A 14,546-nucleotide genomic window follows, 5' to 3' on the forward strand; every position below is an offset into this window, starting at 1 on the left:
AGTGCCAGGGGGATTCCTGGGAATGAAGCAGGAACGGCCCGAGAACCACCGAGGAAACACAGCTGGAGGTGTGCGCGATGCTCAGCGAACGCAGACTCGAAGTGCTGCGCGCCATCGTCCAGGACTATGTCGGCACCGAGGAGCCCGTGGGCTCCAAGGCGCTCACGGAGCGGCACAAGCTGGGGGTCTCCCCGGCCACCGTCCGCAACGACATGGCGGTGCTGGAGGACGAGGGCTTCATCGCCCAGCCCCACACCAGTGCGGGACGCATCCCGACGGACAAGGGCTACCGGCTCTTCGTCGACAAGCTTGCGGGCGTCAAGCCCCTCTCGTCGCCGGAACGTCGTGCCATTCACAATTTCCTCGACGGCGCGGTCGACCTCGACGATGTCGTGGGCCGCACCGTACGGCTGCTCGCGCAGCTGACCCGGCAGGTCGCCATCGTGCAGTACCCCTCGCTGACCCGGTCGACGGTTCGGCATGTGGAGCTGCTGTCACTGGCAGCCGCCCGGCTGATGCTCGTGCTGATCACGGACACCGGCCGGGTCGAGCAGCGCATGATCGACTGCCCTGCGCCGTTCGGTGAGACCTCTCTCGCCGATCTGCGGGCCCGGCTCAACAGCCGGGTCGTCGGACGCCGTTTCGCGGATGTCCCGCAGCTGGTGCAGGATCTGCCGGAATCCTTCGAGAGCGAGGACCGGGGAACCGTCTCCACCGTGCTCTCCACCCTGCTCGAAACCCTCGTCGAGGAGACGGAGGAGCGGTTGATGATCGGCGGCACCTCCAACCTCACCCGCTTCGGGCACGACTTCCCTGTGATGATCCGGCCGGTGCTGGAGGCATTGGAGGAGCAGGTCGTGCTGCTGAAGCTGCTCGGCGAGGCCAAGGACTCGGGCATGACCGTACGGATCGGGCACGAGAACGCCCACGAGGGGCTCAACTCCACGTCCGTCGTCGCGGTCGGCTACGGTTCGGGCGACGAGGCAGTCGCCAAACTCGGCGTGGTCGGACCGACCCGCATGGACTACCCCGGAACGATGGGAGCGGTACGCGCAGTGGCACGTTACGTCGGACAGATCCTGGCGGAGTCGTAAGTGGCCACGGACTACTACGCCGTACTCGGCGTGCGCCGCGACGCATCTCAGGACGAGATCAAGAAGGCATTCCGTCGGCTCGCTCGTGAGCTGCATCCGGATGTGAACCCCGATCCGAAGACCCAGGAGCGGTTCAAGGAGATCAACGCCGCTTACGAGGTGCTGTCGGACCCGCAGAAGAAGCAGGTCTACGACCTCGGCGGCGACCCGCTGTCCGCCTCCGGCGGCGGTGGCGCGGGCGGATTCGGACAGGGCGGCTTCGGCAACTTCTCCGACATCATGGACGCGTTCTTCGGTACGTCGTCGCAGCGCGGACCCCGTTCGCGCACCCGGCGCGGCCAGGACGCGATGATCCGGCTGGAGATCGATCTCGCCGAGGCCGCGTTCGGCACCACCAAGGACATCCAGGTCGACACGGCCGTCGTCTGTGCGACCTGCAACGGCGAGGGCGCCGCACCCGGCACCTCCGCCCAGACCTGTGACATGTGCCGCGGCCGCGGCGAGGTCTCCCAGGTCACCCGGTCCTTCCTGGGCCAGGTCATGACCTCGCGGCCCTGCCCGCAGTGCCAGGGCTTCGGTACGGTCGTGCCGACCCCGTGCCCGGAGTGCGCCGGCGACGGCCGCATCCGGTCGAGGCGCACGCTCACCGTGAAGATCCCCGCCGGTGTCGACAACGGCACCCGCATCCAGCTCGCGGGCGAGGGCGAGGTCGGCCCCGGCGGCGGCCCGGCCGGGGATCTGTACGTGGAGATCCATGAGCTGCCGCACTCGGTGTTCCAGCGCCGCGGCGACGATCTGCACTGCACGGTCACCATCCCCATGACGGCGGGCGCGCTCGGCACCAAGGTGCCGCTGGAGACGCTCGACGGCCTGGAGGAGGTTGACATCCGGCCCGGCACCCAGTCCGGCCAGTCGGTCCCGCTGCACGGCCGCGGCATCACGCATCTGCGGGGCGGCGGGCGTGGCGATCTGATCGTGCACGTCGAGGTCTTGACCCCGGCGAAGCTGGACCCGGAGCAGGAGCGACTGCTGCGGGACCTGGCGAAGCTGCGCGGCGAGGAGCGGCCCACCGGCCAGTTCCAGCCCGGGCAGCAGGGGCTGTTCTCCCGGCTGAAGGACGCCTTCAACGGGCGCTGACGGCCCCCGCACACCGTTCCCTGCCGCCGGACGGGCTCGCCTGCCGAGCCCGTCCGGCGTTTGAGGACAAAATGGACCGTAGGCCGCGCACGCCGAGGCATGCAGGACGTGACACGATGCGGTCATGTCATCCGTGTTGACCGATCTCTGCCGGTATCCGGTCGTGCAGGCCCCGATGGCGGGTGGTGCGTCCTGTCCGCAGCTCGTCGCGGCCGTCGCCGAAGCGGGCGGGTTGGGCTTCCTCGCCGCCGGATACAAGACGGCGGACGGCATGTACAACGAGATCAAACAGCTGCGCGGGCTGACCGGTCAGCCCTTCGGCGTCAATCTCTTCATGCCGCAGCCGGGTCTCGCCGACCCGAGCGCCGTCGAGGTGTACCGGCATCAGCTGGCCGGTGAGGCCGCCTGGTACGAGACCCCGCTCGGCGACCCGGACTCCAGCGGCGGCGACGACGGCTACGAGGCCAAGCTCGCCATCCTCCTGGAGGACCCGGTCCCGGCAGTCTCGTTCACCTTCGGCTGCCCGACACGCGACACCCTCGACGCGTTCGCCGGCGTCGGCACGTACACCGTCGTGACGGTCACCACGCCCGAGGAGGCCCAGGCCGCCCAGTGGGCGGGGGCCGACGCGGTCTGTGTCCAGGGCATAGAGGCGGGCGGCCACCAGTCCACCCACCGCGACGACCCGCAGACCGACGGCACCGGGTTCGGACTGCTCTCCCTGGTGTCCCAGGTCCGCGAGACCGTACAGGTGCCGATCATCGCCGCGGGCGGGCTGATGCGCGGGTCCCAGATCGCCGCGGTGCTCGCCGCGGGTGCGGAGGCGGCGCAGCTCGGCACGGCGTTCCTCGTCTGCCCCGAGTCCGGGGCGAATCTGCTGCACAAGCAGGCACTGACCAACCCGCTGTTCGTGCGGACCGCCCTGACCCGGGCGTTCTCCGGCCGCCCGGCCCGCGGCCTGGTCAACCGCTTCATGCGCGAGCACGGCCCGTACGCCCCCGCCGCCTACCCACAGGTCCACTATCTGACGGCGGGGCTGCGCGCGGCGGCGGCAAAGGCCGGAGACGCCCAGGGCATGGCACTGTGGGCGGGGCAGGGGCACCGGATGGCACGCGAGCTGCCCGCCGGCCGGCTGATCGGACTGCTCGCAGAAGAACTGGACGCCGCACGGACGGCAGTGAGCACAGGGAGTACGCAGTGACCGCACCGGTCTTCGTCGTCGAACAGGTCCCCGACGGGCCCGAGTTCGTCCTGGAAGGGCCCGAGGGACGGCACGCCGTATCGGTGAAACGGCTGCACGCCGGTGAGGACGTCGTGCTGACGGACGGCCACGGCCGTTGGACGGAGGGCATCGTCAGGGCCGCCGAGGGCAAGGACCGGCTCGTGGTCGCCGGCCTGGCGACGGTTCATGAGGAGCCGTGGCCCGCACCCCGTATCACCGTCGTCCAGGCCCTGCCCAAGGGGGACCGCGGTGAGGTCGCCGTCGAGACGATGACGGAGACCGGTGTCGACGCGATCGTGCCCTGGCAGGCGTCGCGCTGCATCACGCAGTGGAAGGGAGACCGCGGTCTCAAGTCCCTCGCGAAATGGCGCAACACCGCGCGGGAAGCGGGCAAGCAGTCGCGCCGGGTGCGCTTCCCCGAGGTGGCGGACGCACTGACGACCAAACAGGTTGCCGCACTTCTGGCCGCGGCGGACTTCGCCGCCGTCCTGCATGAGGACCGGGGCCACGACAGTGAGCCGCTGGCCGCCGTCCAGCTCCCCACCCAGGGTGAGATCGTGCTGGTCGTCGGCCCCGAGGGCGGTGTGTCGCCGGATGAACTGGCGGACTTCGCCGCCGCGGGGGCCCGTACCTGCCGGCTCGGAACGTCCGTTCTGCGCACCTCGACGGCGGGCACGGCGGCGACGGCACTGCTGCTGGGGCGCACCGGTCGCTGGGCGTAAGCCCCCTCCGGCGCGCCTGCGCCGCCCCGTTGTGGCCGCAAGCCGTCTACCGCGTCGTGGGGGAACGGTGGGAAGCTGCCCGTATGGGGACATCAAGGGCATGGGGTCAGGGAAGAACCCGTCGCATTCTGGCCGCGTCCGCACTCGCGGGCGCGGCGGTCGCAAGTGTCGTGGCCTGTGAGCCGACGGGCAGCCTGAACTCCACATCCATCGCCGTGACCACCGACCTGACGGGCACCAGCGCCCTGGAGCGCAACGGGGTCGATGTGCGGTGGCTGAACTGCACGGCCGACGTCGTCGGGGACCGGCTCCAGGGTGCGTCGCCCTCCGCCTCCGCGCGCCGGATCGCGGACGTCGACTGCACCGGAAAGACGGGGAGCGGCAAGGACATCAAGATCACCGGCAAGGTGACCCAGGCTCTCGACGGGCGGTGTGTGCGGGGGGACCTGACCGCCAGGACCGGCGGGAAGGCCGTCTTCCGGACAGATGTGCTCGGCAACTGCAACAACACCGCCCCGTCGGCCGTCGGGGCGAATCCGTCCCGGGGCGGCGGCAGTGGCGGCGCCCGGCCGACGGTCACCGTGACGGTCACGGTGACCGAATCGCCCCTGGGTAAGTGAGTGTGACCGGCACCGGGCCACCCGGCGGACTCCGGCCAACCCAGTTCCGCGGAGCACGTCAGCGGCCTAGGGTGATCCGTGTGACGCAGCCTGCCTACCTCCGATACCCCCATGTCCAGGGCGATTTGATCGCCTTCACCGCCGAGGACGATGTCTGGCTGGCGCCGCTGGACGGCGGCCGAGCCTGGCGCGTCAGCGCCGACAACCGACCCGTCACCAACCCGCGGATATCTCCCGACGGAACCCGCGTCGCCTGGACGTCCACCCGGGACGGGGCGCCCGAAGTGCACATCGCACCGGTCGACGGCGGCCCCTCCAAGCGGCTCACGTACTGGGGCGACGCACGGACCTCCGTACGCGGCTGGACGCCCGAGGGCGACGTACTGGTCATCAGCACCCAGGGGCAGGCGTCACTGCGGCGCAGCTGGGCCAGGGCCGTACCGGTCGACGGCGGGCCCGCGCGGACCCTGCCGTACGGGCCGGTCGGCTCCCTCGCGTACGGGCCCGGCGGGCGGGTCCTGCTGCTCTCGGCCACCATGGGCCGCGAGGCCGCCGCCTGGAAGCGCTACCGGGGCGGCACCGCGGGCAAGTTGTGGATCGCGGAAGAGGGCGCGACCGACGGGCCGGCGGAGTTCGTACGGCTGCACGAGGACCTGGACGGGAACATCGAATCCCCGATGTGGGTGGGTGACCGCGTCGCCTTCCTTTCCGACCACGAAGGCGTGGGCGCGCTCTACTCCTCGCTCCCCGACGGCTCGGATCTGCGCCGGCACACCGGCATCGAGGGGTTCTACGCCCGCCACGCGACCACCGACGGGACCCGCGTCGGCTACGACTCGGCGGGTGAACTCTGGCTGCTGGACGACCTCGAAGGCTCCGAGCCCCGTCGTATCGACATCCGGCTCGGCGGCCAGCGCGCCGACCTCCAGCCCCACCCGGTGCACGCCGGCAGCCACCTCGACTCCGCGTCCCCGGACCGTACGGGCCGCGGCAGTGCCGTCGGGACGCGCGGTGCCGTCCACTGGGTCACCCACCGAGAGGGCCCGGCCCGGGCGCTCGCCGTCGAACCGGGCGTACGGGCCAGGATGCCCCGCGCCTTCCAGGCCGACGGCGACCAGCACGTGGTCTGGGTCACCGACGCCGAGGGCGACGACGCCCTGGAGTGCGCACCCGCCACCGGCACCGCACCGGGCGCCGTACCACGCCGCCTCGCCGCGGGCCGTATCGGCAGGGTCCTCGGCCTGGAGGCGGCCCCGGACGGCAGCCGGTTCGCCGTCGCCGCGCACGACGGGCGGGTGCTGATCGTCGAGCGGGAGAGCGGCGAGGTCCACGAGGTGGACCGAAGCGAGCACGGCGACGCCTCAGGCCTTGTCTTCTCGCCCGACTCCTCCTGGCTCGCCTGGTCGCACCCCGGGCCCGAGCCGCTCAGGCAGCTCAAGCTCGCACACCTTGCCGATCTGTCGGTCGCCGAGGCCACCCCGCTGCGCTTCCGGGACTTCGCCCCCGCGTTCACCACCGACGGCAAGCACCTCGCGTTCCTCTCCGAGCGGTCCTTCGACCCGGTCTACGACGCCCATGTCTTCGACCTGGCGTTCATCGGCGCCTGCCGTCCGCATCTGCTGACGCTCGCCGCCACCACGCCCTCCCCGTTCGGGCCGCAGCGCCACGGCCGTCCGGCCGAGAAGGAGAAGAGCGGCGGCGAGGGCGAGGACAACCCGACCGCGCTGCCCGTCACCCGGATCGACCTCGACGGACTCGCCGACCGGATCGTGCCGCTGCCCGTCGAGGCCGCCAGCTACTCCACGCTGCGCGCCGCGAAGGACGGGCTGCTGTGGCTGAGCCATCCGGTGACCGGGGTGCTCGGTACGAGCGGCGCCACGCCCGACGCCCGCCGGCCCGAGACCGTCCTCGAACGGTACGACCTGGAGAAGCTGCGCTGCGAGGAACTCGCCTCGGACGTCGACGGCTTCGCGGTCAGCGGCGACGGCAAGCGGATCGTCCTGCACACCCGGGGCAAGCTGCGCGTCGTACCGTCCGACAGCCGTGTCCCGGCCGGCGACGACCACGACGGCGGCAGCGACAGCAGCGTCACCGTCGACCTCTCCCGGATTCGCCGGATCCTCGACCCGGCCGCCGAGTGGCGTCAGATGTACGACGAGGCCGGGCGCATCATGCGGGACAACTTCTGGCGTCCCGACATGGGCGGCATCGACTGGGACGGAGTCCTGGACCGCTACCGCCCGGTGCTGGAGCGCGTCGCCACCCATGACGACCTGATCGACCTGCTGTGGGAGGTGCAGGGCGAGCTCGGCACCTCGCACGCCTACGTGACGCCGCCCGGCGGATGGCGCGACGACTCGGCCCGGCAGGGGCTGCTCGGTGCGGACATCTCCTGCACGGACGAAGGCAGTTGGCGCATCGACCGAATCCTGCCGTCGGAGACCTCCGACCCGGCGGCCCGCTCGCCGCTCGCCGCACCCGGGGTGGCGGTGCGCGTCGGGGACGCGATCCTCGCCGTCGACGGGCACCCGGTCGACCCGGTGGCCGGGCCCGGACCGCTGCTGACCGGCTCGGCCGGCAAGCCGGTCGAGCTGACCGTCTCACCGGTGGACGGCGGTGACCCGCGCCATGTCGTCGTCGTACCGGTCGCCGACGAGGAGGCGCTGCGCTACCACGCGTGGGTCGCCGACCGGCGGGCCTACGTCCACGAGCACTCCGGCGGGCGCCTCGGCTACCTCCATGTCCCCGACATGGTCGGCTCGGGCTGGGCGCAGCTCCACCGCGATCTGCGGATCGAAGTGGCGCGTGAGGGGCTGGTGGTGGACGTCCGGGAGAACCGGGGCGGGCACACCTCGCAGCTGATCGTGGAGAAACTCGCCCGGCGCATCGTCGGCTGGGACATGCCGCGCGGGATGCAGCCGTACAGCTACCCGGAGGACGCACCGCGCGGCCCCGTGGTGGCCGTCGCCAACGAGTTCTCCGGCTCGGACGGCGACATCGTGAACGCTGCGATCAAGGCGCTGCACATCGGGCCGGTGGTCGGCACGCGTACCTGGGGCGGGGTGGTCGGCATCGACAGCCGGTACAAGCTCGTGGACGGGACGTCGGTCACCCAGCCCAAGTACGCGTTCTGGTTCGAGGGTTACGGCTGGGGTGTGGAGAACCACGGGGTCGATCCCGATGTCGAGGTCGTGATGGCGCCGCAGGACCATGCCGCGGGGCGGGATCCGCAGCTGGACGAGGCGATCCGGATCGCGCTCGCGTCGCTGGCCCAGACGCCGGCGAAGCGGGCACCGGAGCGGCCGGGGGTGTAGGGGGCGGGTGCGCCTGCGGCGGGTCCGGCCCCCCCAGCCGCCCCCTCCCGTACTGGGGCTCCGCCCCCGGACACGGGAAGGGGCGGGCAGGGGAACGAGCCCGCCGCAGGCGTCCCGATACCATGCCGTACAACGATCACCACTGACCGAGGAGCCGACCCCATGGCGGGAGAACCGCAGCCCGACTGCCTGTTCTGCAAGATCGTCTCGGGTGACATCCCGGCAACCATCGTCCGGGAGACCGAAACCACCGTCGCCTTCCGGGACATAAACCCGCAGGCCCCCACCCACGTACTCGTCATCCCTCGCGTCCACTACCCGGACGCCGCCGCCCTCGCCGCCGCCGAGCCGGGGATCGCCGCCGACATACTGCGCGAGGCCGGCCACGTCGCCGCCGACGAGCAGATCGTGGACAGCGGCTACCGGGTCGTCTTCAACACCGGCTCCGGCGCCGGCCAGACCGTCTTCCACGCGCACGCCCACGTCCTGGGCGGCCGCGGACTGCAGTGGCCCCCCGGCTAGAACGGTCGATCGCACACCGTGTCCGTACGCGAACTCGTGGTCCTCGGCACCGCCAGCCAGGTCCCGACCAGGCACCGCAATCACAACGGCTATCTGCTCCGCTGGGACGGCGAGGGCATCCTCTTCGACCCGGGTGAGGGCACTCAGCGCCAGATGCTGCGGGCCGGCGTCGCCGCGCACGACATCAACCGGATCTGCGTCACGCACTTCCACGGTGACCACTCGCTCGGCCTGGCCGGGGTGATCCAGCGGATCAACCTCGACCAGGTCCCGCACCCGGTCACCGCGCACTACCCGGCGAGCGGACAGCGCTTCTTCGAGCGGCTGCGGTACGCGACCGCCTACCGCGAGTCCGTCGAGCTGACCGAGGCCCCGGTCGCCGCCGACGGGGTGCTCGCCGCCACGGACGCGTACACGCTCAGCAGCCACCGGCTCTCGCACCCCGTCGAGTCGTACGGCTACCGGCTCGTCGAGCCCGACGGGCGTCGCATGCTGCCCGCGAAGCTCGCCGAGCACGGCATCAAGGGGCCGGACGTCGGCCGGATCCAGCGGGAGGGCTCCCTCGGCGGCGTGACGCTCGACGACGTCTCCGAGCGCAGGCGCGGACAGCGGTTCGCGTTCATCATGGACACAAGGCTCTGCGACGGCGTGCACGTGCTCGCCGAGGGATGCGACCTGCTGGTCATCGAGTCGACCTTCCTCGACGAGGACGAACGACTCGCCACCGACCACGGCCATCTGACCGCCGGCCAGGCGGCCCGGGTGGCCCGGGACGCGGGCGTACGGCACCTCGTGCTGACGCACTTCTCGCAGCGGTACGACGACCCGGCCGTCTTCGAGGACCGGGCCCGCGCCGCCGGGTTCGAGGGCGAACTGACCGTCGCCCGGGACCTCGGCCGGGTTCCGGTGCCCACCCGGCACCTCTGAAACACATCAGCACCACCATTTGTGAGCGTGAAAAACCCGTGCACCTCCCCAAAGCCGAACTCCATCTCCACATCGAAGGAACCCTCGAACCCGAGCTGGCCTTCGCGCTCGCCGAACGCAACGGCGTGCAGCTGCCGTACGCGAACACCGAAGAGCTCCGCACCGCCTATCTCTTCGACGATCTGCAGACCTTCCTCGATCTGTACTACGCGCTGATGGCCGTGCTCCGGACCGAGGAGGACTTCGAGGAACTCGCCGACGCGTATCTCACCCGAGCCGCCGCCCAGGGCGTCCGGCACGCGGAGATCTTCTTCGACCCGCAGGCACACACCGCCCGGGGCGTCCCGATCGGCACCGTCGTCGACGGGCTCGGCCGGGCGCTGGACCGCAGCGAGGCTAAGCACGGCATCTCCACCCAGCTGATCATGTGCTTCCTGCGCGACCAGTCGGCCGAGTCGGCGCTGGAGACCCTGGAGGCCGCGAAGCCGTATCTGCACCGGATCAGCGCGGTCGGCCTCGACTCGGCGGAGGTCGGGCACCCGCCCGTCAAGTTCCGTGAGGTGTACGAGGCGGCCGGGGCGCTCGGGCTGCGCAAGGTCGCCCATGCCGGCGAGGAGGGCCCGCCCGAGTACATCCGGGAGGCCCTGGACGTCCTCGGGGTCGAGCGCATCGACCACGGGCTGCGCTGCATGGAGGACGCGGACCTGGTGAAGCGGCTGGTCGCCGACCGGGTGCCGCTCACCCTCTGCCCGCTGTCCAACGTGCGGCTGCGCGCCATCGACACGCTGGAGGAGCACCCGCTGCGGGCCATGATGGCCGCCGGACTGCTCTGCACGGTGAACTCCGACGACCCCGCCTATTTCGGCGGATACGTCGGGGACACCTTCCATGCCGTCCACGAGACGCTCGGCCTGGACCACGAGCAGTTGCGTACGCTGGCGCGCAACTCCTTCGAGGCGGCCTTCCTCGACCACGACGAGGAGCGCAGGACGCGCTATCTGGCCGAGGTCGAGGCGTACGAGTTCGACTGACCGACCGTTCCCGACGGGCCGGCCGTCCGGAACGCGTTCTTGACCGGGCGCCTGCGACGCAGCGCGGGCAGGCTGATCTCCGTGACGGCCTGCTCGGGCGCGCCCAGCTTGGGTACGGCACCGGGTACCGCTCCGGTGGTGACGGCGAGCAGCGCGGCCGGTGCGCCGCCCCTGCGGCGCACCGATCCCGGCACCAGCGGACGGCCACCGGTGTGCAGGGCGACAGCCGTGACCGGGGCCGCGACCAGGAGCGTGACGGCGCCCAGGATCAGGCCCATGACCGGGTAGCCGGCCTGCTCGGACAGCACGCTGCCGAGCACCGGTCCGCAGGCCACTCCGACGGATGACGCGGAGCCCGCGAGCACCGCCCAGCGGCCGCGTACGTCCAGGGAAGCGGCCAGGCCGATCAGATACGACAGGACCACCGGGTAGACGGTGTTCCACAGGATCTCGCCGGTCGCGAACGAACCGAGATTCCCGGCCGACGAGCTGAGCACGATGCTCACCGCGATGATCACGGTGCCCAGACCGATCGGCACCGCACGGCCGAGCTTCGCGCCCAGCACCCCAGCGCCCATCACCCCGAGCAGACCCGCACCGAGCGCGGCGGCGAACACCGCACCGACGGTGATCTCGGAGAGCCCGGCCTGGACCACACCGATCCGGCCGCTGACGCCCCACAGCGCGTTCTGCGCCATGGACCAGACGAGCATTCCGCCCGCCAGCACCAGACCGGAACGGCGGTGCGGCAGCCGGCCGGCGACGGGGGCGGCGGGACCGCTGGGCGCGGCACCGCCGAGCCGCGCGGTGGCGGGCCAGACGAGCAGCGCGGCGAGGGCGATCGAGGCGAACGGCAGCCGGTGGCCGCCGCCGAGGTGCGGGATCGTCAGATAGAGGGCGCCCGCCGTCGCGGAGACGCTGAGCAGACCGAGCGACGAGGTCCGGTGCGGATCGCGCTGGGCGGCGATGCCCGCCGCGGCCACCGCGGTCGCCGTGCCGGAGCCGAAGCCGCCGATCATCGCGCCCATGACCACCAGCGGCACGGAGCCCGCCAGCGCTGCGCAGCCGTATCCCACCATGGCCAGCACCAGTCCGGTCCGGGCCGCCCTTCGCGGTCCGTACGTCTCGACCCGGCCCGCCAGCGTGAACCCGGCGGTGGCCGAGCTCAGCAGCAGGGCGCTGCCCACCAGACCGGCCTGGGCCGTACTGAGGCCCAGATGGACGGAGAGCCGTCCGACGATGGTGGGGAGCAGATAGGCGGCGAGGTAACCGGCGGTGAACACGGCGACCAGGGGCCACGCGGCGCGAGGGCGCGAGGACATGGGCGTTCCTGAAGACATGCCGAAGGAGGCAGAGAAGGCAGGGGAGGGCAATGCGGGAAATACGGGGGAGGCGGGGCACGCGGCGACTGTTGCCGACGGGGCTCGCGGGCCAATTTGTATCAACTGCTTCAGGCTGACCGAAAGGCGCCCCTATGTGATCTGGACCACATGCGCGTTTACCCTCCGACCGCCGGGGTAGCAGAGGCCGTTTGTGCAGGTCAGCATCTGTATGTGCGAGGTCGTCGTCGACCCTCCGGAAGCGGCGGCGCGGACCCTCCGGTTACGGGGGTGAATCGGGCACACTGGCCAGATCTGCCACGACCGGGGAGTGCAAGGTGAGCACAGACATTCCAGGCATCGACCCACTGGACGGGCTGCGCGCCCCGCAGGACCCGGACTGCGACGTCTTCCTCACCGGCACGGTCTTCCTCGACATCATCTTCACCGGCCTGGACAGCGCCCCGGTGCGCGGTACCGAGTCCTGGGCGCGCGGCATGGGTTCCAGCCCCGGCGGGGTCGCCAACATGGCCACCGCGCTGGCCCGGCTGGGACTGCACACCTCGCTGGCCGCGGCGTTCGGCGACGACCACTACGGGGAGTACTGCTGGGACGCCCTGGAGCAGGGCGAGGGCATCGACCTGTCGATGTCGCACACCGTCCCCGGCTGGCACTCGCCGGTGACCGTCTCGATGGCGTACGAGGGCGAGCGGACGATGGTCTCGCACGGCCACGAGGCCCCGGGCCCCGCGGGCACCCCCGGCGTCGCGATCCCCGCCGAGGAGCCCGCGTTCCCGAGCTGCCCGCCCCGTGCCCGGGCCGCCATCGCCTCGCTCGTCCCCGGACGCAGCGAACCCTGGGTCGCCAGGGCGGCCAGGAACGGCGCCCGGATCTTCGCCGACGTCGGCTGGGACGAGACCGGCCGCTGGGACCTTGACGCCCTCGTCGACCTGGAGCACTGCCAGGCCTTCCTGCCCAACGCCGAGGAGGCGATGCGCTACACCCGCACCGACTGCCCGCGCGCCGCCGCCCACGCCCTGGCCGAGCGGGTGCCGCTCGCCGTGGTCACCCTGGGCGCGGAGGGCGCGTACGCGGTCGACGCGGTGACCGGGGCGAGCGCCGAGGTACCCGCGATCGAGGTCGAGGCGCTGGACCCGACCGGGGCGGGCGATGTCTTCGTCGCCGGATTCGTCACCGGCACCCTGGCGGACTGGCCGCTGGCCGACCGGCTGGCCTTCGCCGGACTCACCGCGGCGCTCTCGGTGCAGGAGTTCGGCGGATCGTTGTCGGCGCCGGACTGGGAGGAGATCGCCGCCTGGTGGCAGCAGGTCCGCACCTTCGCCGACCAGGACCCGGCGGCGCTCCAGCGATACGCGTTCCTGGAGGAACTGCTGCCCTCCGCGGCCCGGCCATGGCCGCTGCGCCGGGCCGTCCCGACGATCGGCTTCCGCCGCCCGGCGTAACCCCGGGCACATGTGTTCGCAGCCTGTGCGAAAAAGCCCTCGGTGTTGTCAGCGCGGAGTCGTACGCTTGGTAATCCAGAGGTTGTCGATCGGCGAGAACCTTGCAACGGGAGGTATGTGCAGGCCACAGAGCCGGCCCATGACTCAGACACCCACAGCCCAGACCCCCGCGCCGGGGCAGGCACGAGCCCAGTTCACCGTTCCGGCCAAGCATCCGATGGTGACCGTTCTGGGCTCAGGTGACGCCCTGCTGCGCGTGATCGAGACGGCCTTCCCGGCGGCCGACATCCATGTCCGGGGAAATGAGGTCAGCGCCGCCGGAGACGCGACGGAAGTCGCCCTGATCCAGCGACTGTTCGACGAGATGATGCTGGTGCTCCGCACCGGTCAGCCGATGACGGAGGACGCAGTGGAACGCTCGATCGCCATGCTCAGGGCGAGTGAGAGCGGCGAGGGGGACGGCCTTGAGACACCGGCCGAGGTGCTCACACAGAACATCCTCTCCAGCCGCGGTCGCACGATCCGCCCCAAGACGCTCAACCAGAAGCGGTACGTCGACGCCATCGACAAGCACACGGTCGTCTTCGGTATCGGCCCCGCGGGCACCGGCAAGACCTATCTCGCCATGGCGAAGGCGGTCCAGGCCCTGCAGTCCAAGCAGGTCAACCGGATCATACTGACCCGTCCCGCCGTCGAGGCGGGCGAACGGCTCGGTTTCCTGCCGGGCACGCTCTACGAGAAGATCGACCCCTATCTGCGCCCGCTCTACGACGCGCTCCACGACATGCTCGACCCTGACTCGATCCCGCGGCTGATGGCGGCGGGCACGATCGAGGTCGCGCCTCTTGCGTACATGCGCGGCCGCACGCTCAATGACGCGTTCATCATCCTCGACGAGGCGCAGAACACCAGCGCCGAGCAGATGAAGATGTTCCTGACCCGGCTCGGTTTCGATTCGAAGATCGTCGTCACCGGTGACGTCACCCAGGTCGACCTGCCGAACGGGACCAAGAGCGGTCTGCGTCAGGTCCAGGACATCCTGGACGGCGTCGAGGACGTGCACTTCTCCCGGCTCACCTCCCAGGATGTCGTCCGGCACAAGCTGGTCGGCCGTATCGTCGACGCGTACGAAAAGTACGACAGCCGAGACAGCCACAAACGGAAGTAGTCGCAGC

The 14,546-nt window shown here is 71.2% G+C and carries 12 protein-coding genes; 11 read left to right on the top strand and 1 reads right to left on the bottom strand.

Annotated elements, in window-relative coordinates:
- Positions 1-77: 77 nt before the first annotated feature.
- The 9 genes from hrcA (at position 78) to OG609_RS27810 (ending at position 10,589) form a co-directional block, all read left to right on the top strand.
- Positions 78-1,094: a heat-inducible transcriptional repressor HrcA gene (hrcA, locus tag OG609_RS27770; protein WP_072483581.1), complete on the top strand. Its 1,017-nt coding sequence runs from the start codon at positions 78-80 to the stop codon at positions 1,092-1,094.
- Positions 1,095-2,231, top strand: coding sequence for a molecular chaperone DnaJ (dnaJ, locus tag OG609_RS27775; protein ID WP_327275314.1), 1,137 nt, complete (start codon positions 1,095-1,097; stop codon positions 2,229-2,231).
- A gap of 124 nt (positions 2,232-2,355) precedes the next feature.
- Positions 2,356-3,432, top strand: a complete 1,077-nt coding sequence (locus OG609_RS27780) for a nitronate monooxygenase (RefSeq protein WP_327275315.1) — start codon at positions 2,356-2,358, stop codon at positions 3,430-3,432.
- Complete coding sequence (locus OG609_RS27785; protein ID WP_327275316.1) at positions 3,429-4,175, top strand: 16S rRNA (uracil(1498)-N(3))-methyltransferase; 747 nt, start codon at positions 3,429-3,431, stop codon at positions 4,173-4,175. Before OG609_RS27780 ends, OG609_RS27785 begins: the two co-directional genes overlap by 4 nt.
- Positions 4,176-4,258: 83 nt before the next feature.
- Positions 4,259-4,795, top strand: a complete 537-nt coding sequence (locus OG609_RS27790; protein ID WP_327275317.1) for a hypothetical protein — start codon at positions 4,259-4,261, stop codon at positions 4,793-4,795.
- Positions 4,796-4,875: 80 nt separating this feature from the next.
- Complete coding sequence (locus tag OG609_RS27795; protein ID WP_327275318.1) at positions 4,876-8,109, top strand: S41 family peptidase; 3,234 nt, start codon at positions 4,876-4,878, stop codon at positions 8,107-8,109.
- A gap of 162 nt (positions 8,110-8,271) precedes the next feature.
- The gene (locus OG609_RS27800) at positions 8,272-8,631 is read left to right on the top strand and encodes a histidine triad nucleotide-binding protein (protein WP_327275319.1); all 360 of its coding nucleotides are present in this window, start codon (positions 8,272-8,274) and stop codon (positions 8,629-8,631) included.
- Between the two features lie 18 nt (positions 8,632-8,649).
- Positions 8,650-9,558 (top strand): ribonuclease Z, encoded by a 909-nt coding sequence (locus OG609_RS27805; protein WP_327275320.1) that lies wholly within the window; start codon positions 8,650-8,652, stop codon positions 9,556-9,558.
- A 38-nt stretch (positions 9,559-9,596) separates the two neighbouring features.
- Positions 9,597-10,589 (top strand): adenosine deaminase, encoded by a 993-nt coding sequence (locus OG609_RS27810; protein WP_327275321.1) that lies wholly within the window; start codon positions 9,597-9,599, stop codon positions 10,587-10,589.
- Here OG609_RS27810 and OG609_RS27815 read toward each other — a convergent pair.
- Positions 10,553-11,911: an MFS transporter gene (locus OG609_RS27815; RefSeq protein ID WP_327275322.1), complete on the bottom strand. Its 1,359-nt coding sequence runs from the start codon at positions 11,909-11,911 to the stop codon at positions 10,553-10,555. The genes OG609_RS27810 and OG609_RS27815 overlap by 37 nt on opposite strands.
- Before the next feature lie 335 nt (positions 11,912-12,246).
- On the opposite strand from OG609_RS27815, the gene OG609_RS27820 reads away from it, so the two are divergent.
- The gene (locus OG609_RS27820; RefSeq protein ID WP_327275323.1) at positions 12,247-13,371 is read left to right on the top strand and encodes a carbohydrate kinase family protein; all 1,125 of its coding nucleotides are present in this window, start codon (positions 12,247-12,249) and stop codon (positions 13,369-13,371) included.
- A gap of 139 nt (positions 13,372-13,510) precedes the next feature.
- Entirely contained in the window at positions 13,511-14,539 is a 1,029-nt protein-coding gene (locus OG609_RS27825; RefSeq protein WP_327275324.1) for a PhoH family protein, read from the top strand.
- The last annotated feature ends 7 nt before the right edge of the window (positions 14,540-14,546 follow it).

It is taken from the genome of Streptomyces sp. NBC_01224, assembly GCF_036002945.1.
Lineage (GTDB): Bacteria > Actinomycetota > Actinomycetes > Streptomycetales > Streptomycetaceae > Streptomyces.

Bases quoted from the DNA above. Each gene is read 5' to 3' on its own strand.
- OG609_RS27800 (WP_327275319.1), top strand. From the start codon at position 8,272: ATGGCGGGAGAACCGCAGCCCGACTGCCTGTTCTGCAAGATCGTCTCG.
- hrcA (WP_072483581.1), top strand. From the start codon at position 78: ATGCTCAGCGAACGCAGACTCGAAGTGCTGCGCGCCATCGTCCAGGAC.
- OG609_RS27825 (WP_327275324.1), top strand. From the start codon at position 13,511: ATGACTCAGACACCCACAGCCCAGACCCCCGCGCCGGGGCAGGCACGA.
- OG609_RS27790 (WP_327275317.1), top strand. From the start codon at position 4,259: ATGGGGACATCAAGGGCATGGGGTCAGGGAAGAACCCGTCGCATTCTG.
- OG609_RS27780 (WP_327275315.1), top strand. From the start codon at position 2,356: ATGTCATCCGTGTTGACCGATCTCTGCCGGTATCCGGTCGTGCAGGCC.
- OG609_RS27815 (WP_327275322.1), bottom strand. From the start codon at position 11,911: ATGTCCTCGCGCCCTCGCGCCGCGTGGCCCCTGGTCGCCGTGTTCACC.